This window comes from Edaphobacter sp. HDX4 (assembly GCF_036877565.1).
In the GTDB taxonomy this organism is placed as follows: Bacteria; Acidobacteriota; Terriglobia; order Terriglobales; family Acidobacteriaceae; genus Edaphobacter.
The window spans coordinates 205,926-228,413 of sequence record NZ_JAEDXW010000007.1; the positions used below are offsets into that span (position 1 = coordinate 205,926).

Genomic DNA, 22,488 nt, shown 5'->3' on the forward strand with positions numbered 1-22,488 from the left:
AAAGATAGCGAACATGACCGTCGAACTCCAGACCGCTACCTCATCGAAGAGTCGCCTTTACGTCGGCTATACCTTCACCGTGCTATCCATCCTGTTTATGCTGATGGATGCTTCGTTCAAGTTCACCTCATCTCCACAGGTCGTACAGGCACAGGCACAACTTGGGTTCCCGATGAGGCTGACACCAGCCATCGGCGTCATCGCGCTGGTCTGCACGGCTCTCTATGCCATCCCCGTGACGACCGTGTTGGGAGCACTCCTGTTGACGGGATACATGGGGGGAGCGATCGCGCTGCAGCTGCGTGTGGACAATCCGCTGTTCACGCATACTCTGTTCCCCATCTACATCGCACTCTTCATCTGGGGAGGAATCTGGCTGCGCGACCGGAAGCTGCGCGACGTATTTCCACTCACCAGCCGTTCCACCGAACAGAGCTCCTCAAAGAAGCTGGTCGGGACCGGCTACATCCTTACGGCTCTGTCAGCTCTCTTGATTCTCTTCACTGCCGTGATGAAGTTTACCTATGTACCGCTAGCCGGATCGCCACCGCCGATATTCCCACTCCACCACGTTCATCTGCTCGGGTATATCGAGATCACCTGCACTGCTCTCTATCTTTTTCCCGCTACGTCCGTCCTGGGTGCCGTTCTGATGACGGGCTATCTGGGCGGAGCCACCGCCATCAATCTCCGCTCGGGAGAGCCGGTGCTCCCAAGTCTCGCCCCCATCCTCATCGCGGCGGTTCTGTGGGCCGGGCTCTGGTTGCGCGATGGTCGCCTCCGCGCACTCTTCCCTGTCCGTTCGGCCGCCTCTCGCTAACGAAGATGCGGCATCAGCTTCAGTGCGTTGTCGCGATATACCTTGCGCAACACATCGTCGGGAAGAAACAGTCCATAGATGTTCCACCGTCCCTGTCTTGAGGCGTGCGATGGGTACTCGAAGTACTCATCTGCCGTCTCAAGAAAGCGAAAGTAAAGCCGATACATCGTGTCGTCCGGCAGAAGATCGGTTCCGAACAGAATCCGGTCGGCGTACTTCAGGAAAAACTGGCGGGCACTGTAAGGCTGTCGTCCGAGCTCCGGTGTTCGTGCGCTGATGTCGACCTGCAGATTAGGAAGCTCGTCCAGCTGCTGTGCCAGAAAACGGAGATCCTCCGAAGACTCGGCGCAGTGCGCTCCAACAAACGTGACCTCCGGATGCCGCGCGATCACTCGATTGCGCTGCTCCAGAAGCTCACGTTTCGAGACCGGCGAGCCGTGAAAACCCCAGTCCGGATGCGCTGCCAGTTCCTCGTAGCGCTCGTTGTATTCATCAATGGGATCGAAGAACGCCGTCGGGTCCGCGGTGTGAAACATCACCGGCAGGCCAATCTCGCCGCAGAAGCTGAAGACAGGAGCGAAACGCTCGTCGTCAATCCGTAAGAGTTTACCGTCCGGGCCGCGCAGAGTCAGGCCGAGATCCTTCCAGAATTTGATCCCGCAGGCACCGTGATCCACCATTCGCTTCAACCGTTCGATGGTGACAGCAGCGAAATCCTTTCGTTCAACTCCGCTCCAATCCATCCACCCAATGGAGGAAAATCGATCCGGAGCTGCCTTGTGGAACCGATCCATTACATCGAGAGCCGCCTGCCCAACCTGCATGGTGATGTTGACCACGTGCTCAATTCCGCAGCGATCCATGATCGCAAGCACCTCGTGTGGATGAGTGGAGTCGAGATGGTTGTGATAGTCGATCGCCGGATATCTGGGCTTGAGGATGATATGCTCCTCTGTGTTTAGAGCAGAGCGGGGATGGAAGTCGCTCAATCGCAGGTCGACCTCAGCCGTTGCGGTAACCATATCCACGAACTTGTCGTTCGAATCTGCCATACGTATCAATCGTGCCTCCAAAGAAACATACCTCTTCGAAGCACAGGAAGACGAATCTTCGCACATAAAGCGGCGACGAATTATTCGCGCGCACTTAAATTTTCGTCTCTGATCAACATCGTCTCCGATCTGGTTACAACGAAGTTCGACATCATCCTGATTGGGGGAATGGTCCGAAAGAATGCCCTGTCGGTCGTGGGTCCACTGGCCGAAGAGATGCTTCGGGAGATCCACGCAGACATTCTGTTCTGGGAGTGGACGGCTTCGATTCAGCCGTTGGGATCTCCACCCCGAACGTTCTTGAGTCACGGGTGAATCGAGCGATGATTGCCTCGGCACGCCGGGTCGTCGCTGTCTGCGATTCCACCAAGTTCAGCCGCCGGACTCTGTCCCTGATCGTTCCTCCTACCGCCGTGCACACCGTGATCACGGACTCCAAGATCCGCAATCAGGATGCAGAAGTCCTCAAGGAGGTAGGAGTAGAGGTCATCTTGGCTTGAGATTTCTTTCAGGTAACTTATTATCGAAACCTGGGTTTATTTTTGTTACGTTTCATTTCTTAATTATCATCGAACAAGCGTAAGCGATTACGGAGGCCAGTTTTCTATGCACCGACAGGTACGGACCCTGAGCGAGATCCAGAACCAGCCTCAGGTCTGGAGCGACTGTCTGTCTCTACTGCAACAGACAGACCTGAGCGGCTTGACGGCAGGGCGTGAGCCGGAGCGTGCAGAATGGATCTTTGTTGGCTGCGGTACGAGCTTCTATCTCGCCCAGGCTGCTGCATGCAGCCTTAGTCTTCTGCTGAATGTCTCAGCGCGCGCCATGCCGGCATCGGAGATCCTTCTGTTCCGCTCCATGGCGCTTCCTTATGGCCATCGACCCTATTTCCCCATCCTGATCTCCCGTTCGGGTCACACCTCGGAGATCCTTCAGGTGGCCGAATACTTTCAGTCGCAGGGGGTATCTTTTCTTGCGGTCACATGCGACGGTCGCGAGTTGAAGGAGATGACACCCCGCGTCCTGAAGATGCCCGTTGCGGAAGAAAGCACCGTGATGACGTCCTCATTCACCTCCATGCTGCTGGGGCTGCAATACTTGGCAGGAACGCTGGCAGGAAGAAGGGATCTTCTCAACGCATTGAAGACCCTCCCTGGGGAATTGCAGCGCCTTCTCGACATCTACACCCCCAGGGTTGAAGCCTTCGCTCAGACCGAAGTCGAGGATGTCGCCTTCCTGGGGCAGGGTCCGCTTTACTCCATCGCGTCGGAGACGGCTTTGAAGGTCATGGAGTCCTCAAGCACCTATGCGCAGTACTTCCACACGTTGGAGTTCCGGCATGGTCCCAAGTCGATTGCAGGACCCAAAACACTGGTGGGCGCTTTGATCTCTGAATCCGGCCTGGAAGCAGAGGCCGCAGTGTTGCGCGAGATGAAGGGGCTGGGCTCGGCGACGATGGCCGTAACCAATACGGCTATACCTTCTCTCCGGGATTCCTCAGATCTCCTGATCGAACTTGGCTTATCGGTACCGGAGATCGCCCGGCTCGTCATCTACGTTGTCTGGGGGCAACTCTTCGGCAGCTACCGCGGTCTGGCCAAGGGGATGGATCCGGACAATCCGCAAAACCTGAGTCGAGTGGTCACCTTCTAGCAGCTATGAAGACCTTCGATGTCACCATTGCGGGGGATATCAATCTCGACCTGATTCTCTATGGTCTCCCTCGCCAGATGCCAACCGAGCGAGAGCTTCTGGCGAAAGATTTCAAGCTCACGCTGGGAGGCTCCTCCGGCATCCTGGCCCATAACCTTGCGCTCCTGGGCAGCAGAGTCGGCCTGGTCGGTAAGGTGGGCCGTGATGAGATGGGAGTGGTGGCGCTTGATAGGCTGCAGCAAGCTGGCGTCGATCTCTCCCATTGCATCCAGGCGGTTGACGGAACACAGACTGGCGTCACGATTCTTCTCCATCACGGTTCCGTGCGCCACATTCTGACCTACCCCGGAACTATGGCTGAGCTTACAACGGAAGAGCTGGACGTCGACTACCTCGCGCAGGCGAAGCACTTCCACGTTTCATCGTTTTTTTTGCAGAAGGGCCTGCAACGAGGCCTGCCCGGACTCTGCCGCAATCTTCGTGACCAGGGCATGACGGTCTCGCTCGATACGAACGACGATCCTGAAAACCTTTGGGGCGACGCGTTCACAGCTATGCTGCCTGTAATCGACGTCTTGCTGCCGAACGAGGATGAGGCTCGGAGGATGGCCCATAGGGATGACCTGGGAGAGGCGATCGAGTGGCTGGCGGAGCGGGTCCCGATCGTCGCGGTCAAGTGTGGCGCCCAGGGATCGATCGTTCAACAGGGGCAACAGCGCTGGACCATTCCTGCTGCGGCAGTGACGCCTGTCGATACCATAGGGGCGGGCGATAGCTTCGATGCCGGGTTTTTGTCGCGCTTCGTTCAGGGGGACTCGCCGGAGGCTTGTGCAGCCAAGGGAAATCTGGCGGCAGCTATTTCAACGCTTCGGCCCGGCGGGACAGAAGCGTTTCGTGATCCTGAGCTGCTTGGTCGGGTGAAGCAAGCGGGATAGCAGCGCAGGCGCTAACTCACCTCGAACCGATCTCCGCGGGCAGGACAGATTACTTCCAGCCCGTAGCGACTACTGATCTCCTGCTTGAGTGCTTGCTGCGCCATGGGCTCCCCGTGCACAAGAAAGACTTTTTTCAGTGTCTTTACCACGGGTTCCATCCAGCTCAGAAGCTCCGACTGGTCCGCGTGTCCGCTTAGCTCACCGATAGAGTCAACCTCGGCTCGCAGACGCATCGGCTCGCCAAAGATATTCACCTCCGGAAGCCGTTCGACGATCTTCCGTCCCAGGGTATTCGCAGCTTGATAGCCCGTAATCAGGATCAGGTTGCGTGGGTCCTCGATCCCATTCTTAAGATGATGAAGAATTCTGCCTGCCTCGCACATGCCTGAGGCTGACATGATGATGCAGGGAAGGCGCAAGTCATTAAGTGCCTTACTCTCCTGAACCGTCTGCGTGTACCGTACATTCTCCCATTTGAATGGGTCGAGACCCTGTTGGTAGAACTTGCAGATCTCTCTATCCCAGTCTTCCGTATGTCTTCGAAACACATCGGTCACCTTGGTCGCCAGGGGACTGTCTACAAAGATCGGCATCTCGGGTATCAGCTTCTCCTGCACAAGCTGATGGAGCAACATGATCAGCTGCTGAGTTCGCTCAACGGCGAATGCGGGAACGATGATCTTGCCACCGCGTGCTGCGGTACGGGTCACCAACCTCGCGAGCTTCTGTTTCACGGGACCGACTGGCTGGTGGAGCCGGTTGCCATAGGTGCTTTCCATGATCAGGTAGTCGGCAGCCGGAGCCTCATCGGGATTGCGGATAATCGGCAGGTTTTTTCTGCCGACATCGCCTGAGAAAAGGAGACGCGTCTTCTGCCCATCTTCCACGGCATCCACTAGAACACAGGCCGAGCCCAGCATGTGTCCGGCGTTCGATAGGGTTACCTTGAATCCCTCCTTCTGGGTGGACGAAGCCAGCAGAGTCGGCTCATGGAGACTGACCGGGCGCATCTGACGCATCACCTGTTCCGCGTCAGTCTGCGTGTAGAGCGGCGCAAACGGTTCTGCTCCCATAGGTGTGCCGACCATCTTGCGACGCTGCCTCCGGCGGTTCATAAAGTCTGCGTCGCCCTCCTGGATATGAGCGCTGTCCTTCAACATCGGATCACAGAGATCGATTGTCGACGGAGTTGCATAGATAGGCCCGCGATATCCCTGTTTCACCAGGCCAGGAAGATTGCCGCTATGGTCGATGTGCGCATGCGACAGAACGATCGCGCTCAATGGCTCTCCATTCTGACCAGCCAGTTCCTCCGCCGTCATTGCAAGGTGGAGATTCTTTTCCTGAGTCTCCTGCCGTCTTCCCTGAAAGAGCCCGCAGTCCAGCAGGATCTGGCGCCCTGCACACTCCAGATGATGCGAGGATCCCGTGACCGTCCGCGCGGCCCCCCAGAAATGCAAACGTATTCCCATGGATCATCGATCCTTTCGTATGAGGCTTTTAGCGGCACAATCGATGAAGATATCCCACACCTCACCGGCTGGCAAATCCTGAGGTGGGCAGGAACACCCAGATTGCATCTATCGCATCTGTCACATACACTTGATTCTGTCGCTCTTCACGGAGTGGGCGGATAGCTCAGCTGGTTAGAGCGCCTGCCTTACAAGCAGGATGTCGGGGGTTCGAATCCCTCTCTGCCCACCAAATATTCCCTAATGATGAAAATGAAATACCTCACAAGCATCAGCTTATGAGGTAGACGGGTTTCGAGATTTTCCCAGCATCTTGAGCCTTCAATGTTTCTTTTACAAATGGAGCATGTCCTCTTCGGACTCAAGTCCTAAGCTCCGGCCACACCGGCATCACTTCTTCTTCCCACCCTTTTTCTTCAGAAGTTTCGTCTCTGCTTTCCGCTTTTTGTTCTTCGCCTTCTTTTTGAAGATTTGTTTCGGTTTCCCAACAATCTCAGCGTGATACGTAATCTCGTTCTCAAACCAGCAAAGCATCTCCACTCCGCAGGCACATAACTCCCGGTGTGGCATGCTTTTTACCCAGTCGCCACAGTCTCCATGCTTTTCTCCACAGCCTGGGCAGATCACCCATTCCCTGCTCGTCGTCCTCAGAACCATTCCTCATGCCTCCGTTTATAAAGATGCACGAAAACTGCCTACCTCGGCCAGGCGGATACTTGCTCGATACCATCAGCATCTCGGCAACCGAATCCCTTCCCGCTCATCAAACAGAACGCAGGAACGCAACATCGGTCTCCTGACTGCGTCTTACAGACAGGAGCGCACGCCGGTGGCAATCGGATTAGAGCAAGCATCGACGCCCGTTTCCCATCCCGCTCCCTCCAGGCGCAGGCCAGAGCTCGACGCCCTCCGCGGATTCTTTCTTGTCTGGATGACGTTGAATCATCTGCCTACCCGCCTGAGCGATTACTTCAATCAGCCCCTCGGTTTCGTCTCCTCCGCCGAAGGGTTCGTCTTTCTCTCCGGCCTCCTCTTGGCGATGCTCTCCATCCGCCGAACCGTCGAGGACCCGCAGCAGATGCGCGACAAGATCTGGAAGCGCAGCCTCCGGATCTACGGCTATCACCTCTTCATGCTGCTCTTCGCTTTCACCATTGCGGCATCCGTGGCGTCTCATACGCATCGCGCCGCGCTCGTCAATTTACTGAATTACTACCTCGCGCATCCACTCTCAGCCATCGTCTCTTCCGTGCTGCTGATCTACTGCCCACCCTTGCTCGACATTCTGCCCATCTACATCGTCTTCATGGTGGCCACGCCGCCACTGCTCCTCTTCGCAGCTCGAAGGGGATGGGGCTGGATCCTCACTGCCAGCGGAAGCATATGGCTGCTGGCACAGTTCGGACTAAGGACCTGGGTGCATGACCTCGTTGTCCGAGCCACGCACCTCCATATCCCCCTGCAGGAGACCGGCGCATTCAATCTCTTCGCCTGGCAGCTTGTCTGGGTTCTCGGCCTCTGGATCGGCGCCTCGATTGCAGAGCGCGATCTGCCCTTCAACCGGCTCCCTCGCGCCATCTACTTCGTCAGTGCAGCTGTCTGCCTCTTCTTTATGGGCGTTCGACACTCCTGGTTCGGGCCGCAGCTCTCACAGCAGTTCTTTGGCCTCCAGCTTGATAAGTGGCAGATCGGCCCGCTTCGCCTACTCAATCTGGCCGCCTTCGCGATCTTCCTCTACGGATCGCGCAGCGTCGTCAAGCGCATGGTCTGCGTCGAGCCGTTCCTCACCTTGGGAAAGGCCTCGCTCGAAGTCTTCTGCGCTCATCTTTTCTTCGTCTTCGTCGGGCTTGGTCTTCTCTCCGGAGATGCCGGTCAGCTTCACGGCATGCAAGCCGCACTCCTCATCCTCCTGACCTTCTCCGGGATGTTCCTCGTAGCACTCCGCGAGAATAGCCGCCATCAGCAGAACGGCACACCCACAGTCGATTCCTACCCCAGCGACGCAGCCTCCCACAGCTGAACTAAGCCATCCTCAGCGTTACGGGACCTCTTCGATCCCTCCCACGAGCGTCAGATCGATCGAGACCTCCTTCGCCACACCGAGCACTGTACATACGGAACAACGAAGTGTGTCTTGGCGGAACATCGGCCGCCTTCAATATGAACCGAGATGGGAACCATCAGGGGATGCGACGAACCAGCCAGTCTCAGCTGGGATTTGCTATTGGGATTGTGGAGTTGTGGCACCTCTTCCCTCCTCTCTACGCGGTTCGGCCACCTGCTAAAGTAGTGCAGGCGGCATGTAGGTTGCGCTGGCCGTCTTCATCTCCATGCCCTCGCGCCTCATCATCAACGCAGACGACTTCGGCCTGACCCCAGGCATCAATCGCTCGATCGCCGAGCTCCACAAAGCCGGCGTTCTGACCTCCGCAACCCTCATGGCCACCGGCCCCGCCTTCGACGACGCTGTCGCCATCTCCCGTAGGCTCCCGTCTCTCGGAATCGGCTGCCACGTCGTTCTCACTGACGGCATCCCCGCCTCTCCTCCTGAGACCATCCCGTCCCTCGTTGTCCCGGGCGGCAAGAGCTTCCGTTCCTCGCTGCTCGACTTCGTCCGCGACCTTCTCCGAGGCCGCATCCGCGAGGCCGACATCGAGCGCGAGGCCGAAGCCCAGATCGCCAAGCTGCAACAAGCCGGCATCGCCATCACTCACATCGACACCCATAAGCACACCCACCTCTTTCCGGCTGTCACCCGCCCTCTGCTCCGTGTACTCGAGCGCAACAACATCGCTGCTATCCGAAATCCATTCGAACCCGCCTTCACGCAGCGGCTCGCGCACGCCGACCTTAAGCGCCGACTGCAGATCCATCTAATCAACCGTCTTCGCCCCGCCTTCGAGCGCCAACCGCAACTTCAACAGAGCAGGGTCGTCACTACTGATGGAACCCTCGGAGTCTCCGCTACCGGCAACCTCAACTCCTCCACGCTGAACGAAATCCTGAAGGCAATGCCAGAAACCGGAATCTTCGAGCTCGTCTGCCATCCCGGCTACAACGATCGCGATCTCGACCGCGTCACTACCCGCCTCCGCTCGCATCGGGAAGTCGAGATGCAGGCTCTCCTCAGCGCCATTCCCGCAAGACTCTCGCAACCAAACGCGCCTATGCTCATCCACTACGGTAGCCTCAACGTACTCGCAGACAACGATCGCTTCGATCTGCCCCTTCCGCGAAACGTGTCCTCCTGAGCGAAGTCCAAGGCAGTGTCATCGCCATGGACGAAGCCGAAGGATCTGCGGTTCGCCGCCACCATCCACCGCCCTCCCGGCGCGACTCTCAGGAGCCACGATGAAGATCGGCATCACCTGCTATCCAACCTATGGTGGTTCAGGCGTAGTAGCTACAGAGCTCGGAATCGAACTGGCGGCACGGGGGCATCAGGTCCACTTCATCACCTCGTCTCAGCCATTTCGCCTCACTGGACGAGAGGCGAATATCCATTTCCACGAGGTCTCCGTCTCGACGTACCCTCTCTTCGAGTATCCCCCGTACGATCTTGCACTGGCGACCCGGATGGCGGAGGTTGCGGATTTCTATGCACTCGACCTGCTGCACGTGCACTACGCCATTCCGCACTCGGTCAGCGCCCTGCTGGCCAGCGAGATGATCGAATCTCACTCCGTGCCAGCTCGCCGTCGCCGGCTTCCTTTTATTACGACTTTGCATGGCACCGATATCACCCTGGTGGGACTCGATCCCTCCTATCTTCCAATCACACGATTCGGCATCGAGCGATCCCATGGAGTGACGGCTATCTCCGCACATCTGCGCGAGCGCACTCGCGAGGCCTTCCACATCGACGGCGAGATCGAAGTGATCCGAAACTTCGTCAACTGCGACCTCTACGTTCGCCGCCCGGACCTGGTGGCCGAGATGCGTCCTCGCTTCGCCGAACCAGGCGAACATCTTCTCGTCCACCTCTCGAACTTCCGTCCGGTCAAGCGTGTCCTGGATGTGATCGCGGTCTTCGCCCGGGTAGCACAGACGATTCCCGCCCGTCTGATGCTGATTGGAGACGGTCCCGACCGCAGTTCCGCCGAGCAGTTGGCGCTTCGCTATGGCGTCCAGGACAGGATCCACTTTCTCGGAAAGCAGGATAATGTTCACGACCTGCTGCCGGTTGCAGACCTCATGCTGATGCCGAGCGAGATGGAATCCTTCGGCTTGGCAGCTCTGGAAGCAATGGCCTGCGGTGTTCCTGCAATCGCAACAAGGGTCGGCGGCGTACCCGAGTTGATCGAAGACAAACAAAACGGCTTTCTCTTCGAGGTTGGAGATGTGGATGGCATGGCAGCCTCCGCGATCGATGTCCTCCGCAATCCCTCCCGCCTCGAGGTCATCTCCCAGGCTGCACGCCGCACGGCACAGGAACAGTTCTGCGCCACACGCATTATTCCCCTCTACGAGGAGTACTACCGTCGCGTTCTCGAACGAAACGCGTAGATCGACCGCGAAGCGTTGTCTGTACCAAGGTTCTTCTATCCGCGCGTCCGCGTCGCTCGGCCTATTACGTCGTCCATCGCACTCACGGCAGCCTCCAGCACATGCCTCCCACTCTGCGACCACATCTTCGCTTCGAGTATAGGCATCCGTAGCGTAACCTTGGTGCCACGTCCCGGCCTGCTGTTGACCTCCACATTTGCCATGCTGCCGTACTGGACCTCCATACGCTCGCGAACGTTCTTCATGCCGATGCCGGCTCCCTGCCTCACCAGTGACTCTGCCCCCGAAACCTGGTTGCGCTCGATCGACATTCCCACGCCATCATCTTCAACCTCGATGACCATCAAGCCGTCATCATCAATCCTGCTTCGGAGGGTAATCGTTCCTCCGCTGATCCTCGGCTCCAGGCCATGCTTGATGCTGTTCTCTATCAGCGGCTGCAGCAGCATCCCGGGCACGACAACGTCCAGAGTCTCCGGCGCAATCTCCTTCACCACTTGAAGCTTTGGCCCAAAACGCACCACCTCGATGTCGAGGTAGTCATCGGTGAAGGCAAGCTCTTCGCTGAAGGGAACAAAAGCGTCACGATCCTTCAGCAGTACGCGGAGGATATTTGCCAGCTTTACGATCATCTCTCGCGCCAGTTCGGGTTGGGACCGCACCAGCGAGGTGATCGAGTTCAGCGTATTGAAGAGGAAGTGCGGATTGATCTGGCGTTGCAGTGCATCCAGCCGCGCCTCAAGAAGTAGCCTACCCTGCTCCTCTAACTGCCTCTCGACCCGTATTGCATTCCATATCTTCAGCGGAATGCCAACGACGATCGGCGCATTCGCGCAGATCAGCAACTCGACCCACCACTCTTTTGAGTGGAGACTGAAATATCTTCGAGGATTGATCCACGACAGCACGCTCGCGCAGAACTGCATCCCGGCAATAACGACCAGCAGAAGAACCTGACGATCAAGGTGAGGCCGCTGCAGATTTCTCCTGATCCATCGATAAATACTCAGGTCGATCATCGGCGAGAAAGACCAGACATCTTCCGCATCGGCAAAGCGGGCGAATGTTCCTGCTGCCGCCGCAACGGTCAGGTTGACCGGCAGCGCCCAGTACTCGTGATGAAGAACCGAAGGGATCGCCAGTGCCGTCCCGCCGGCCATAGCCGCCACCGGGCCCAGCAGAATCCCAAGCAGAAATGTGGTTGCAAAGGAGAGGTCCGCCGCCAGAAAGTTCGGAACCTTGACGCGGACGAGCACTCCCAAGACCAATGGTGCGCAGATCATTGCCGCCAGCTCAAACTTTTGCAGCGGAGTCCTTCTTGCAGCCAGAAGCGCGTCCTTAAACCTCCGGGACCGGGCCAGCGAGCTTGATACCGCCGCTGCAACGCCCAGTTCGACCAGCAGGGTGATCAGAATCAGAGATTGAGAGACATGCACCACATTCTTACTTTACGCTCTTGCCATTCCGGCACCATGAAGCGTGGCCTATACCTGCAGATGCCCGGGTCCCTCTTGCATCGTTCACGAATCCTGAGAATCTAATACTGGTGAGCAGCAAACCGTATAATCAGAGGCAGATGCCTTTCACCGCTGTTAACAAGGTCGCCGATGCCGCTTTCCCCACCCGCTGGGGACACTTCCGCATTCTCGGTTTCGAAGGCATCATCGACAACCCTGAGCCTTGTAACGATGCCCTGCCAGCGCCCGCCCGCCGCGTGGAAGGTGCCGTCGCGCTCGTTATGGGTGACATTCACAGCGTTCCTCCCATCGTCCGGATTCACTCTCAGTGCCTCACCGGAGATGTCTTCCATTCCCTGCGCTGCGACTGCCGCCAGCAGCTTGAGCTTGCTCTCGCCATCATCTCCGAAACAGGTTCCGGCATCCTGCTCTACGAACAGCAGGAAGGACGAGGCATTGGTCTGATGGCCAAGCTTCGCGCCTACGAGCTTCAGGACCAGGGACTGGATACCATTGAGGCCAATCTTGAGCTTGGCTACAAGGCCGATTGCCGCGAGTTCGAACTTCCGGCCGAGGTCCTTAAGCAACTAGGCCTTTCCGCGGTACGGCTGATCACCAATAATCCGGCAAAGGTCGAAGCTCTCGAGCAGGCTGGCATCCAGGTCACGGAGCGTATCTCCGCCGAGGTTCCTTCTGAACCTACGAACGAACGGTATCTTCAAACGAAGCGCGAGAAGATGGGCCATCTGGTCAGCTGATATAGCCACCCTCTGCGGTACAAGATAGTCAACCGGATCAAATTCTCTCCCTGTTTTCAGAGTTTGTGATCTGATGACGTCATTGAAACGCCCAGCACAAGAGAAAAACTAGAGAAAAAGAGCGATTTAGAGCCCTGCGGCCGTCAGCCTCCGTGCACCCATGCCAGCGGGATGAGCATCGCATTTACAGGCTTTACGCCCGAAAAGGATCTTGGCCATGGCAGCTCGTCATAGAACCCTTCTCATCGTTCTCGGCAGCATCGCATTGCTCGTGGTTCTTGTTATCGTCGCCATTCCCTTCTTTCTCAATGCGGATGCCTTTAGAGCGCGGATCGAAAACGAACTCTCTACCTCACTTGGCAGGAAGGTTACGTTGGGCAAGCTCGACCTGTCTGTCTGGTCTGGAGGCCTCGTCGCCCAAAATGCCATCGTCGCGGACGATCCTGCCTTCAGCAATCAGCCCTTCCTTCAAGCTGCGGGGGTCTCGATCAAGGTAGAGATGATTCCGCTGATCTTCAGCAAACAGGTTCACGTCACCGGATTTTCAATCAACGGTCCAAAGATCAATCTGATCCGGCACGCAAATGGAACCTGGAACTACTCCACCATCGGAGCCGCATCGGCGAAATCCTCAACTCCAAAAGATCAATCAGGTTCCATGACCGGCGTTACGATAAGCAGCGTTCAGGTAAGCAATGGACAGGTAAACGTCTCGACGGAGTCCACTGCAGGAACAGGAGCAGCGGTTAAGCGCACCTACGACAAGGTCGACCTGAACGCGAAGAACTTCGCCTTGGACAAGGCCTTTCCTTTCAGTCTTTCGGCTCACCTTCCCGGTGATGGCGCTGTAACTCTCAACGGAAATGCCGGTCCCATTAACGCCACAGACGCGTCACTTACTCCCTTTGGAGCGAAGCTGACAATTAAGCATCTTGACCCTGTCGCCGCTGGTTTTCTCCAGACATCGGCTGGGATCACGGGAAACATCAATGCCATTGACGTCGAAACCACCTGGAATGGACAACAGCTTCACGTCACCAGTCTCAATGTGGACACACCCAATCTCACCATCGTGCGTAAGGCCGCTCCGACGGCAGCTCCACCACCCTCAAAGGCACCTGACAACAATGACATGCTCAGCACGTTGGTTGCGGACCATCTCCAGGTCAAGAATGGAACCGTTTCGCTGCTGACTGCGGGCCAGTCGAAGCCGGCTGTATACCAGCAGTTGAACGCAGAAGTCAGCAATCTATCTCCCACAGGCTCTTCTCCCCTGAAGCTGACCTCCCAAGTGCCCGGCGGAGGTTCTCTCAGTGCCGACGGCACCGCGGGCCCTGTCAACTATGACGATACCTCCGCGACCCCTCTCAATCTGCATGCAGCTCTCAATCACATCGATCTTGCTTCGAGCGGGCTCGTCGCACCGGAGGCCGGCATCAGCGGTCTTGCGAGCGCCGACATCAAAGCGCTCTCCGACGGAAAAACCCTCAACGCGAATGTTTCCGCCAATGCGCAAAACCTTCAGCTGGCCCGGAATGGATCCCCGTCCACAAAACCGGTTGATCTCCAGATGACGCTCTCGCAGAACATGCAGGCTATGACCGGCCAGATCCAAAGGGCAACGCTGACCGTCGGGCGTGCCGCAATTAACCTCAATGGAACCTATCAGACCAGCGGACCCACGACAGCCATTAACCTCCAGCTATCGGGTAAGTCGCTCCCTATCGATGAGTTAGAAGCCTTTCTTCCTTCCGTCGGAATTCATCTTCCCAGCGGCTCTCGACTTCAGGGTGGAACCCTGACCGCCAACCTGGATGTCACTGGTTCCACTGCAAATCCAATCATCAGCGGACCTATTCGCCTTGAGAACACCAATCTTGCCGGGTTTGATCTTGGGTCAAAGCTTTCGACAGTAACGGCGCTTACAGGAGCCAAGACTGGCTCGGCCACAGCGATCCGCTCCCTGTCGGCTGACATCCGGGTAACCGATGGAAACGTCCGTACCGACAATGTTCTGGTAGATGTCCCCGCTCTGGGAACAGCGAGTGGGAATGGAACTGTGGCTGCATCCGGCGCATTGAACTACAACGTCATCCTCAAACTGACAGGACTGGTCGGCGGCGGAGCGTCCGGCGCGGCTCCTGGAGTTGGCGGAATAGCTGGACAGCTAATGGGGATGATCCCAAGTGGAGGCGCTGCAGGAAGCGCAGGCAGCATCGCAACGGCGGCGATGCGCAATGGCATTCCTGTCGCCATCGGTGGGACAACCTCCAACCCGACCTTCGCTCCCAACCTGAGCGGCGCCCTCAGCAGCGGCGCCTCGGCCTTCACCGGTAACAGTCGGAAGACCAATCAGCAGAGCCCGTCTAACTCCCCGTCTAACTCATTGAGCAACGCTCTTGGCAATCTGCTCAATGGAAAACATTGACCTGTCATGAACCCCGGAGCGCCAACACGGCCTTTGCTGTCGTAATCGCCTGCCCAACGTGGCGTTGGGTGTGGTCCGCACAGTGCACCAGAAGGCCTCCTACCGTGGTCGGCAGATTCTTCCTTCCGACGGTCCTTGCCTGCTCATAGCTCTTCTCCGAAAAGGCAAGGACACGTTTTGTGGAGACCTCGATCGCCTCGGCGAACTCCATCAACGTTGATTCCCGATCGACGATTTCGTCTTCCGTCTCCAGAAGCTTCAACTGCCTCGCAGTGAGCTTCTGGTTCTCCGCATAGGTCAAAAGACGATCCAGCGAGCGGGCAATGTGGCGCACCTGGAATCCCACTGATGGCAATCCCAATGGACGGGATTCCAGCTCGTCTCCATTCAACGGCTCACTCCATCGAGCAATGTCCTCAGCGGCCAGTTCCAGAGCATGAAGGACAGCACGTCGAACGGCGTCGATCTCCGTGCGCGTTCCCCGCAACCAGGGTTCAACCATCTCCACCATCACGACACCTCCATCCTCTCCACGCGGAAATCAAAACACCCCGCCTCACCTTCACGAACTATTACATACCTTACTGCCGCATCCTCAAAGATGCTGGCGATGGTGGGCTGCTGCTGCCCCGGAACGGCTCTCCTCTGCGTAAGCAGCCGCTGTTCTCCATCGTATCCATCCAGCACAACGGGATACATCACGAGCTGTTCCGGATAGCCACTCTCCTCATCGAATCTTTCGCAAAGCTCAGCATGAACAAAGATCGGACCCGGCGCTGGTATGGCGGCCAGCATGGAGAACGGATTGAACGTGAACAGTGTCCTGTTCTCCTCGCCGATGCGAAATGGTTTAAGACAATGCCGGCAGGGACCATGACCACGCGCTACTTCCGTATGTGCCGGATGGCCATATCCAGGGGAGCTCTTCGTCGCCAGCACCTTCTTCACCGTCTCGGTAGACACCGCAATCACACGAATCTCTTTCATCTCCTTACCTCCGGGTCGAATAGACCACAAAGGCAATGCTGAACGCTCTCGCCCGAAGTGGCACTCCGGTCTGTTCAGTCAAATTTCGAAGATTGCCGCCGTTAGAGTCCCTTGCTGCTCCTGAATTTACGAACGACCTGGGTCACGTCCCTGTGTTGCCCATCGACCTCGTCGTTCATCTCGCGGATCTCGCCTGCATTCACTTTGCCCGCAAGCCGATCCATCGCTGTTTGGATCTCAGGATGACGTACCAGGGAGTCTTCCCGGAATAGCGGAACTGCCTCATAAGGGGGGAAGTAGTGCTTGTCGTCTTCGAGAGCGACCAGGCCTAGTGCCCGTATTGGACCGTCGGTCGAATTACCCGCGATCATGTCCACCTGACCGGTCGAAAGCGCACGGTACAGCAGCCCCAGGTCCATAGTGCGCGGATCATCGGCGAACTTCAGGCCGTACGTAGTCTCAAGCCCTCGCAATCCATCGGGTCTCTCTTCAAATTCGTACCCCACGCCCAGTCGCATCTGGTGTGCATAGGGAACGGCGTCGGAGATAGTTTTGAGCCCCAGCTGTCGCGCCTGATCGCCTCTCACCACCATGGCGAACGTATTCTCAAACCCAAGCCCCCTCTCCACACGGATGTGATAGCGCTGTTCGTACAGGCGCTGTACCGTTTTGAAGACAGAAGCTGCCTCACGCTGGCCGACGGGCGGTAACGGTTGTTTGAGAATCGCTGTCAGCGCCGTGCCGGTGTATTCCACGTAGCCATCGATCCGGCCGCTCACCAACGCCTGCTGGCAGATGTAGCTCCCCGCCAGATAGAACCTTCTCTCTACCTTTTGGCCTGTGACAGCCTCAATCTCCTGCGCCAGCAGCTCACCCAGAACGACCTGTTCAGTGAAATTCTTTGCTCCAATTGTGACCCGGGAAGATCGAGGCGGAGCACAGGCCACGCACAAGAGCAAAAGAAAGCTCGCACTCGCCCACGCGACATCGCTCAACCAGGACGCGGCGTGCTTGGGCGATCCAGACCTCATCCCTGGCGCACCGCCAGCTTCTTTTCGATCCATCCCAAGCCTGCATCTGCGGTGAGGGCAAGCAGGGCCGCTGGGATCGCGCCTGCAAGCACCAGCCCATTGTCCACACTAGCGACGCCGCGAAATATCAGCTCCCCGAGTCCACCAGCACCGATGGCAGCCGCTATCGTCGCCACACCAACGCAGATCACTGTCGCTGTACGAACTCCGGCCAGGATAATGCTCCCTGCAATCGGAAGCTCTACCATGCGCAAACGTTGCCAGCCCGTCATTCCCATCGCATCCGCGACACGTCTTAATTCGGGACTGACGCTGTCGATCCCGGCATAGGTATTGCGCAGAATGGGCAGGAGGGCATAGGCGATCAGAGCCACGATTGCCAGGCGCGCAGCGTTCTCTCCCAGCCACGGCACCGGGAGCAGCAGACCAAAGAGAGCCAGACTCGGGACCGTCTGAATGACATTTGCGAAGCCGATAACGGGGCGCGCCCATCGCCTTCGCCGGGTCAACAAAACTCCGAGAGGGATGCCAACCAGTATGGCGAACAACATGGCGATCACCGTAAGCCAGAGATGCTCGAAGGTTAACCGGGCGATCTCCCAGCCATGCCGCTGAAGGGTAGCTATCATCTTTCGCTCTTGTGACGTACGACAGATAGATAATCTCTTACATGAGGGTTTGCCGACCTGGAAACCTCCGCGGAAGGCAGATCTGCGACCACTTGTCCTTCCGCAAGAATGAGCACTCTATCGGCTAGATACAGAGCCTCCTCAAGATCGTGAGTCACCAGCAGAACTGTTTTGCTGAGTCGCTGAAGGAGCTTCTTGAGCATCGTCTGCATCTCAGAGCGCGTCAGTGGATCAAGCGCTCCAAAAGGCTCGTCCATCAGAAGTACACTCGGATCGAGGGCCAGCGCCCGAGCGAGTCCAACCCTCTGTTTCTGGCCGCCGGAAAGCTGCCAAGGAAACCGGTTTCGCAGCCCGTCGAAGTCCAGGCCGACCCACCCGATCAACTCTCGTGCCCTGCTCTCTCGTTCAGAATGGGGTTTCTCCGCCAGTTCCAATGCAAGAGCAGTGTTGCGCTCGATCGTCATATGCGGGAAGAGGCCGGTCTCCTGGATGACGTATCCAATATCGCGGCGCAACCGGACCAGATCCTTCGGGGCTCGCATCGAGGTCACGACGTGCCCCTCCACCCGGACCTCGCCCGCCGTCGGCTGCACCAGACCGTTCACCATCCGCAGCAGCGTCGTCTTGCCCGATCCGCTGCGACCGAGCAGAGCCGTAGTCGTCCCGGCAGCGAGTGCCAGCGAGATATCGCGCAAAACAAGATGCCCACCTTCCGGCGAATAGCTCACCTTCGCGAACTCAACGCCGGCCGTGGGCATGCTGTTTACTTTACCGCGTCTAGGATCTCTACTGCGCCGCCTCCGGGTCAGTCGTCGCCCCGTTTTGCGGTCCAGCTACAGCAGGCTCGCCAGTGGTTCCGGGCTGTCCCTTCACACGAACGATCGTGATCTTGTCGAATCCCTCTTTGAAGCTCGGAGGACGCAGGCGTTCGGCCATCTTCAGCATGACCTCATCGGAGACGGCGCGGTCGCGCTTGCTGTTGCGTTCCATGCAGACCGCCAGTGGAACATCAAAGAAGACCGCCTGCACCTCGTAGCCGAAGCTCTTCGCCATACGGATCCACTGCCGTCGCTCATGTGGCGACAGGTTCGTCGCGTCCACATAGTTCCAGGGCATCTTTGCAATCAGGCGCGCTCGCAGAAGGCTCCGAAGCGTTGAGAAGACAAGTCCCTGGTAGCGCTGCTCCGTAATGTCGTCAAAGAGAATGGTCCGCAAAAGATCGCTCGAAAGCGGCGTAACACCGCGGCGCTTGTACCAGGTCGTCTTGCCGGACCCAGGCAGCCCGATCGTCAGCACCACATATCCCTTCGGAGATTTGATCGCTGGCTGTTCAGCCGGTGCAACCGCAACAGAATCCGGCTGCGTCTCGACAACAACCTTCTGTTCAGGAGTCACGGGAAGAAAGGCTGCGGTCTCCGCTTCCGGAGCCAGTATCTCGGGCTCAGGCTCGGGGACAACCTCAGCGATCAGCTCCGGGACGGGCTGCGGCTCACCTTTTTGTACCGGCTCCGGGTACGAAGGTCTCAATGGTGCCGGTTGATTTGCGGGCAGTTCCTGTCCGCTCTTGCCCGTGGACTCCGAGTCATTCGGTCCACGTCTTGGGCGTCGTCTCATTTTTTCGCTTATCCAATCGCGCAGATCGCGCATACGTCGCTTGTAACACACGGCCAAACCCACTCGCAAATCAACGAACCAGTTCTGACACCGATCTATGTCGATCTTTTGCGGGCCCGGCACCAGAGTGATAGCATCCGGTGCTGATGGGCAGGCGCTTTTCCGCGGTTATTCAAGAGGCGTGCCCTTGAGCGTTTTACAATAGAAAAAACGCGTAAACAACAACTCGTATAAACGACAGGAGCAACCGTAATCATGGCTGTAAAGGTAGGTATCAACGGCTTCGGCCGCATCGGGCGCAACGTCTTCCGCAGCGCTCTCGGAAACCCTGACATCGAGTTTGTCGCCGTCAATGACCTGACCACGCCGGCCACGCTCGCGCACCTGCTGAAGTATGACTCCATCCTCGGCAACCTCAAGCATGAGATCACGCATGGGCAGGACTTCATCGCCGTCGACGGCAAGCAGGTCAAGGTCTTCGCCGAGCGCGACCCTGCGAAACTTGACTGGGCCTCCGTCGGTGCCGAGATCGTCGTTGAATCCACCGGCTTCTTCACCGATGCCGAGAAGGCGAAGGCGCACCTTGGCTCGACGGTCAAGAAGGTCATCATCTCGGCGCCCGCCAGCAATGAAGACATCACCATCGTGCTCGGAGTCAATGAAGGCAAGTATGACCCATCGAAGCACAACATCATCTCGAACGCCAGCTGCACCACCAACTGCCTTGCGCCGGTCGTGAAGGTGCTGAATGACAGTTTTGGAATTGTGAACGGCCTGATGAACACGATTCATAGCTACACCAACGACCAGGTCGTCCTCGATGCACCGCACAAGGACCTGCGCCGCGCTCGCGCTGCAGCCCTCTCGATGATTCCAACCAGCACCGGTGCCGCCAAGGCCCTCAAGCTCGTGATCCCCGAGATGGCAGGCAAGCTGGACGGCTTCTCCATCCGCGTCCCGACCCCCACCGTTTCGGTCGTCGACCTCACCTTCGTTGCAGAGAAGCCAATCTCGGTCGAAAGCATCAACGCCGCCATCAAGGCTGCCGCCGAGGGCCCGATGAAGGGATTTCTTGGCTACACCGAAGAGGAGCTGGTCTCCAGCGACTTCCGCGGCAATCCGCTCTCCTCCATCTTCGACTCCAAGCTGACCAAGGTTATCGGTAACACCGGTAAGATCATCAGCTGGTACGACAACGAGTGGGGCTACTCCAACCGCGTCAAGGATCTTATCCTCTTCCTCGTGAAGAAGGGCCTGTAAACAGGGAAATGTTTCTCACCTTCAAAAGGGATCGGCTCCGATAATCTTTTATCGGAGCCGATCCCTTTTGTAAAACAACGTTATTAAAACGAAGTACTTAACGCCGGAAAATATCTAACGTTGTTCACGCGCACTCCCCTTCCTGAAGTTCGCCCTCGCCGAAAAACACATGGGCCATCCACCGGGCACCCTAAGCTCCAGGATCGGGCGAAGCTACGCGACCAGCGCCGGATTTTCCGCGTCTGCTTGTGCTTTTCATTCCGTTCTCCCGATTGCTATAGACTTTCCCCATAATGCCAACTGAAGAATTGCTTGAGCATGGGTTTATTCCAGACACAAACAAGCGGGTTCGTCGGCCTCCACTCGACGCATTAACCGGGTTGAGGTTCTTCGCCGCACTCTACGTCATGCTCTTTCATTTTGGAGCCGCGTTCACTAGCAGAGCGCATATGCCCCACGCGGTAACGGCATTTTTAGAGCATGGCTATCTGGGAGTCTGTCTTTTCTTCCTACTCTCGGGATTCATCCTGTTCTATACCTATGCTGGCAACCTGCAGACGGGCCGCGATCTGTATCGGTTCTTTGTAGCGCGTTTCTGCCGTATCTACCCCGTTTATCTGCTTGCAGGGGCGATGGCATGTGCAGTCGGCCGGCATCTGCCCCACGGACACGACCTCACCTACTTTACACTGCTGCAAAGCTGGCGCCCAGCATCTTCTCCGAGCGGCTATGCGTGGATCATGCAGGCATGGACCCTCTCAGTAGAAGTATTCTTCTATTGCTGTTTTCCTCTCCTGCTTCCACTGGTGCGGCGTCTTCAGAACCGAACGGCGCTGTGGGTATTTCTGGTCCTTAGCGGACTTCTGGTCGGCTTGCTAAACCTTCCATACCAGCATGCCGGAATGACCAGCCCTCTGGCCGGCATCTTCCTTCCTCTGCTCCGCTTGCCGGAGTTCCTGCTTGGCATGCTGCTCAGTTCGCTATTTCTGGGCCGTTCTCCCAATAGCAGGGATCGCTGGAAGAGCGACTGGATCACAATGGTCGTTATGCTGCCGGCGATCGCCTTCATCGCTTCAGCGCCGCCCCTTCGGCTTGTCTCTTTGACGGCTGTATTTTGGTTTTTATGGACTATCTACCGGCTCGCCTGTGGCGCGGGATGGCTCGCAAAACTGCTTTCAACGCGGCTGTTTATCCTCCTTGGAGGAGCCAGCTACTCCATCTATCTGCTCCAGTCACCGGTCCGAGAGCTTCTCCGCCAGTACGTAGGCAGGTCGCATCCAGGACTGGATGCCGCGTTGTCCCCGGCCCTCCTGATATGCTTTTCGATCCTCGTGTTCCTCTACTATGAGGAACCGATCCGGGAGCGACTGCGAGGAGCGCTTACAGGATCTAGGTCACGACGCATAAACTAGGTCCATGTTCAGCCGCAAAAACATCCCCGGCACCAGTCCTTACGAGCCCGTCATTGGATTTTCACGAGCCGTCCGCCTCGGTAACTTCGTTTACGTCTCAGGAACCGGTCCCGTCGGAGCCGATGACCTGGATGTTGCAGAGCAGACCGACCAGTGCCTCACTCTGATCGCCGCAGCTCTCAAGAACGCAGGCTCATCCATAGAGCATGTCTATCGCACGCGCATGTTTTTGACCCGCACAGAAGATTGGGAGAGCGCGGGACGCATTCACGGGAAATTCTTCTCACTCGTCCGCCCCGCAGCAACCATGGTGGTTGTGAAGGAGTTGCTCGATCCGCGTTGGCGTATTGAGATCGAAGCAGACGCACTCATTCCTGAATAAAGATAGGGTTGTTGAACACCGGGCTTACAACCTCTACCCCTGACCGTTCGACCCGCTATGATGTTGGTCGAAGGAAACCGCTCGTCTTGAGC

The 22,488-nt window shown here is 57.4% G+C and carries 22 protein-coding genes and 1 tRNA gene; 13 read left to right on the forward strand and 10 right to left on the reverse strand.

From position 1 onward, the window contains the following. The first annotated feature begins 13 nt into the window (after nt 1-13). A complete protein-coding gene (locus tag JAO29_RS09505) occupies nt 14-820 on the forward strand; it encodes a DoxX family protein (RefSeq protein WP_334267968.1) in 807 nt (268 codons plus the stop codon). On the opposite strand, the gene JAO29_RS09510 is transcribed toward JAO29_RS09505, so the two are convergent. Beyond that, the gene (locus JAO29_RS09510) at nt 817-1,872 is read right to left on the reverse strand and encodes an amidohydrolase family protein (RefSeq protein ID WP_334267969.1); all 1,056 of its coding nucleotides are present in this window, start codon (nt 1,870-1,872) and stop codon (nt 817-819) included. The two genes, JAO29_RS09505 and JAO29_RS09510, sit on opposite strands and share 4 nt — an antisense overlap. Before the next feature lie 254 nt (nt 1,873-2,126). Here JAO29_RS09510 and JAO29_RS09515 point away from each other — a divergent pair, with 254 nt between their 5' ends. From JAO29_RS09515 to JAO29_RS09525, 3 genes are all read left to right on the forward strand, one after another. Beyond that, entirely contained in the window at nt 2,127-2,372 is a 246-nt protein-coding gene (locus tag JAO29_RS09515; protein ID WP_334267970.1) for a hypothetical protein, read from the forward strand. A gap of 106 nt (nt 2,373-2,478) precedes the next feature. Next, nucleotides 2,479-3,525: an SIS domain-containing protein gene (locus JAO29_RS09520; RefSeq protein WP_334267971.1), complete on the forward strand. Its 1,047-nt coding sequence runs from the start codon at nt 2,479-2,481 to the stop codon at nt 3,523-3,525. A gap of 5 nt (nt 3,526-3,530) precedes the next feature. Next, nucleotides 3,531-4,460 carry a carbohydrate kinase family protein gene (locus tag JAO29_RS09525; protein ID WP_334267972.1) on the forward strand — a complete coding sequence of 310 codons (930 nt, stop codon included), beginning with the start codon at nt 3,531-3,533 and terminating at the stop codon, nt 4,458-4,460. 11 nt (nt 4,461-4,471) lie between these two features. On the opposite strand, the gene JAO29_RS09530 is transcribed toward JAO29_RS09525, so the two are convergent. Then, the gene (locus JAO29_RS09530; RefSeq protein ID WP_334267973.1) at nt 4,472-5,932 is read right to left on the reverse strand and encodes an MBL fold metallo-hydrolase; all 1,461 of its coding nucleotides are present in this window, start codon (nt 5,930-5,932) and stop codon (nt 4,472-4,474) included. A gap of 155 nt (nt 5,933-6,087) precedes the next feature. On the opposite strand from JAO29_RS09530, the gene JAO29_RS09535 reads away from it, so the two are divergent. Continuing rightward, nucleotides 6,088-6,164 (forward strand) — tRNA-Val (locus JAO29_RS09535). A gap of 158 nt (nt 6,165-6,322) precedes the next feature. Here the strand turns inward: JAO29_RS09535 and JAO29_RS09540 are convergent. Further along, nucleotides 6,323-6,589 (reverse strand): hypothetical protein, encoded by a 267-nt coding sequence (locus tag JAO29_RS09540; protein ID WP_334267974.1) that lies wholly within the window; start codon nt 6,587-6,589, stop codon nt 6,323-6,325. Between the two features lie 172 nt (nt 6,590-6,761). Between JAO29_RS09540 and JAO29_RS09545 the strand changes: the two genes are divergently transcribed. The 3 genes from JAO29_RS09545 to bshA all read left to right on the forward strand — a co-directional run bounded on the left by JAO29_RS09545 (nt 6,762) and on the right by bshA (nt 10,438). Beyond that, nucleotides 6,762-7,952: an OpgC family protein gene (locus tag JAO29_RS09545; RefSeq protein ID WP_334267975.1), complete on the forward strand. Its 1,191-nt coding sequence runs from the start codon at nt 6,762-6,764 to the stop codon at nt 7,950-7,952. A 310-nt stretch (nt 7,953-8,262) separates the two neighbouring features. After that, complete coding sequence (locus JAO29_RS09550) at nt 8,263-9,183, forward strand: ChbG/HpnK family deacetylase (protein WP_334267976.1); 921 nt, start codon at nt 8,263-8,265, stop codon at nt 9,181-9,183. Nucleotides 9,184-9,283: 100 nt separating this feature from the next. After that, a complete protein-coding gene (bshA, locus tag JAO29_RS09555) occupies nt 9,284-10,438 on the forward strand; it encodes an N-acetyl-alpha-D-glucosaminyl L-malate synthase BshA (protein WP_334267977.1) in 1,155 nt (384 codons plus the stop codon). 35 nt (nt 10,439-10,473) lie between these two features. Here the strand turns inward: bshA and JAO29_RS09560 are convergent, their stop codons facing one another. Further along, a complete protein-coding gene (locus JAO29_RS09560; RefSeq protein WP_334267978.1) occupies nt 10,474-11,877 on the reverse strand; it encodes a sensor histidine kinase in 1,404 nt (467 codons plus the stop codon). A gap of 137 nt (nt 11,878-12,014) precedes the next feature. On the opposite strand from JAO29_RS09560, the gene ribA reads away from it, so the two are divergent. Both ribA and JAO29_RS09570 read left to right on the forward strand, forming a co-directional pair. After that, on the forward strand, nt 12,015-12,653 hold the full coding sequence (gene ribA, locus JAO29_RS09565) for a GTP cyclohydrolase II (protein ID WP_334267979.1): 639 nt from the start codon (nt 12,015-12,017) through the stop codon (nt 12,651-12,653). 217 nt (nt 12,654-12,870) lie between these two features. Continuing rightward, entirely contained in the window at nt 12,871-15,081 is a 2,211-nt protein-coding gene (locus JAO29_RS09570; RefSeq protein ID WP_334267980.1) for an AsmA family protein, read from the forward strand. Nucleotides 15,082-15,085: 4 nt separating this feature from the next. On the opposite strand, the gene JAO29_RS09575 is transcribed toward JAO29_RS09570, so the two are convergent. The 6 genes from JAO29_RS09575 to JAO29_RS09600 all read right to left on the reverse strand — a co-directional run bounded on the left by JAO29_RS09575 (nt 15,086) and on the right by JAO29_RS09600 (nt 19,342). Further along, nucleotides 15,086-15,592, reverse strand: a complete 507-nt coding sequence (locus tag JAO29_RS09575; protein WP_334267981.1) for a DinB family protein — start codon at nt 15,590-15,592, stop codon at nt 15,086-15,088. Next, nucleotides 15,592-16,068 (reverse strand): DUF1203 domain-containing protein, encoded by a 477-nt coding sequence (locus JAO29_RS09580; RefSeq protein ID WP_334267982.1) that lies wholly within the window; start codon nt 16,066-16,068, stop codon nt 15,592-15,594. The genes JAO29_RS09575 and JAO29_RS09580 overlap by 1 nt, the downstream gene beginning before the upstream one ends. A 101-nt stretch (nt 16,069-16,169) precedes the next feature. Further along, on the reverse strand, nt 16,170-17,132 hold the full coding sequence (locus JAO29_RS09585; protein ID WP_334267983.1) for a glycine betaine ABC transporter substrate-binding protein: 963 nt from the start codon (nt 17,130-17,132) through the stop codon (nt 16,170-16,172). Next, on the reverse strand, nt 17,096-17,728 hold the full coding sequence (locus JAO29_RS09590) for an ABC transporter permease (protein WP_334267984.1): 633 nt from the start codon (nt 17,726-17,728) through the stop codon (nt 17,096-17,098). The genes JAO29_RS09585 and JAO29_RS09590 overlap by 37 nt, the downstream gene beginning before the upstream one ends. Beyond that, nucleotides 17,725-18,486 carry an ATP-binding cassette domain-containing protein gene (locus JAO29_RS09595; RefSeq protein WP_334267985.1) on the reverse strand — a complete coding sequence of 254 codons (762 nt, stop codon included), beginning with the start codon at nt 18,484-18,486 and terminating at the stop codon, nt 17,725-17,727. Before JAO29_RS09595 ends, JAO29_RS09590 begins: the two co-directional genes overlap by 4 nt. Nucleotides 18,487-18,514: 28 nt before the next feature. After that, nucleotides 18,515-19,342, reverse strand: a complete 828-nt coding sequence (locus tag JAO29_RS09600; RefSeq protein ID WP_334267986.1) for an AAA family ATPase — start codon at nt 19,340-19,342, stop codon at nt 18,515-18,517. Nucleotides 19,343-19,597: 255 nt separating this feature from the next. On the opposite strand from JAO29_RS09600, the gene gap reads away from it, so the two are divergent. The 3 genes from gap (at nt 19,598) to JAO29_RS09615 (ending at nt 22,396) form a co-directional block, all read left to right on the forward strand. Continuing rightward, on the forward strand, nt 19,598-20,602 hold the full coding sequence (gene gap / locus JAO29_RS09605) for a type I glyceraldehyde-3-phosphate dehydrogenase (RefSeq protein ID WP_334267987.1): 1,005 nt from the start codon (nt 19,598-19,600) through the stop codon (nt 20,600-20,602). Between the two features lie 293 nt (nt 20,603-20,895). After that, nucleotides 20,896-22,014 (forward strand): acyltransferase family protein, encoded by a 1,119-nt coding sequence (locus JAO29_RS09610; RefSeq protein WP_334267988.1) that lies wholly within the window; start codon nt 20,896-20,898, stop codon nt 22,012-22,014. 4 nt (nt 22,015-22,018) lie between these two features. Then, nucleotides 22,019-22,396: a RidA family protein gene (locus JAO29_RS09615; RefSeq protein WP_334267989.1), complete on the forward strand. Its 378-nt coding sequence runs from the start codon at nt 22,019-22,021 to the stop codon at nt 22,394-22,396. The last annotated feature ends 92 nt before the right edge of the window (nt 22,397-22,488 follow it).

Coding starts and splice junctions, on each gene's coding strand:
- JAO29_RS09505 (WP_334267968.1), top strand. CDS start 14: ATGACCGTCGAACTCCAGACCGCTACCTCATCGAAGAGTCGCCTTTAC.
- JAO29_RS09510 (WP_334267969.1), bottom strand. CDS start 1,872: ATGGCAGATTCGAACGACAAGTTCGTGGATATGGTTACCGCAACGGCT.
- JAO29_RS09520 (WP_334267971.1), top strand. CDS start 2,479: ATGCACCGACAGGTACGGACCCTGAGCGAGATCCAGAACCAGCCTCAG.
- JAO29_RS09525 (WP_334267972.1), top strand. CDS start 3,531: ATGAAGACCTTCGATGTCACCATTGCGGGGGATATCAATCTCGACCTG.
- JAO29_RS09530 (WP_334267973.1), bottom strand. CDS start 5,932: ATGGGAATACGTTTGCATTTCTGGGGGGCCGCGCGGACGGTCACGGGA.
- JAO29_RS09540 (WP_334267974.1), bottom strand. CDS start 6,589: ATGGTTCTGAGGACGACGAGCAGGGAATGGGTGATCTGCCCAGGCTGT.
- JAO29_RS09550 (WP_334267976.1), top strand. CDS start 8,263: ATGCCCTCGCGCCTCATCATCAACGCAGACGACTTCGGCCTGACCCCA.
- bshA (WP_334267977.1), top strand. CDS start 9,284: ATGAAGATCGGCATCACCTGCTATCCAACCTATGGTGGTTCAGGCGTA.
- ribA (WP_334267979.1), top strand. CDS start 12,015: ATGCCTTTCACCGCTGTTAACAAGGTCGCCGATGCCGCTTTCCCCACC.
- JAO29_RS09570 (WP_334267980.1), top strand. CDS start 12,871: ATGGCAGCTCGTCATAGAACCCTTCTCATCGTTCTCGGCAGCATCGCA.
- JAO29_RS09575 (WP_334267981.1), bottom strand. CDS start 15,592: ATGGTGGAGATGGTTGAACCCTGGTTGCGGGGAACGCGCACGGAGATC.
- JAO29_RS09580 (WP_334267982.1), bottom strand. CDS start 16,068: ATGAAAGAGATTCGTGTGATTGCGGTGTCTACCGAGACGGTGAAGAAG.
- JAO29_RS09585 (WP_334267983.1), bottom strand. CDS start 17,132: ATGGATCGAAAAGAAGCTGGCGGTGCGCCAGGGATGAGGTCTGGATCG.
- JAO29_RS09590 (WP_334267984.1), bottom strand. CDS start 17,728: ATGATAGCTACCCTTCAGCGGCATGGCTGGGAGATCGCCCGGTTAACC.
- JAO29_RS09595 (WP_334267985.1), bottom strand. CDS start 18,486: ATGCCCACGGCCGGCGTTGAGTTCGCGAAGGTGAGCTATTCGCCGGAA.
- JAO29_RS09600 (WP_334267986.1), bottom strand. CDS start 19,342: ATGAGACGACGCCCAAGACGTGGACCGAATGACTCGGAGTCCACGGGC.
- gap (WP_334267987.1), top strand. CDS start 19,598: ATGGCTGTAAAGGTAGGTATCAACGGCTTCGGCCGCATCGGGCGCAAC.
- JAO29_RS09610 (WP_334267988.1), top strand. CDS start 20,896: ATGCCAACTGAAGAATTGCTTGAGCATGGGTTTATTCCAGACACAAAC.
- JAO29_RS09615 (WP_334267989.1), top strand. CDS start 22,019: ATGTTCAGCCGCAAAAACATCCCCGGCACCAGTCCTTACGAGCCCGTC.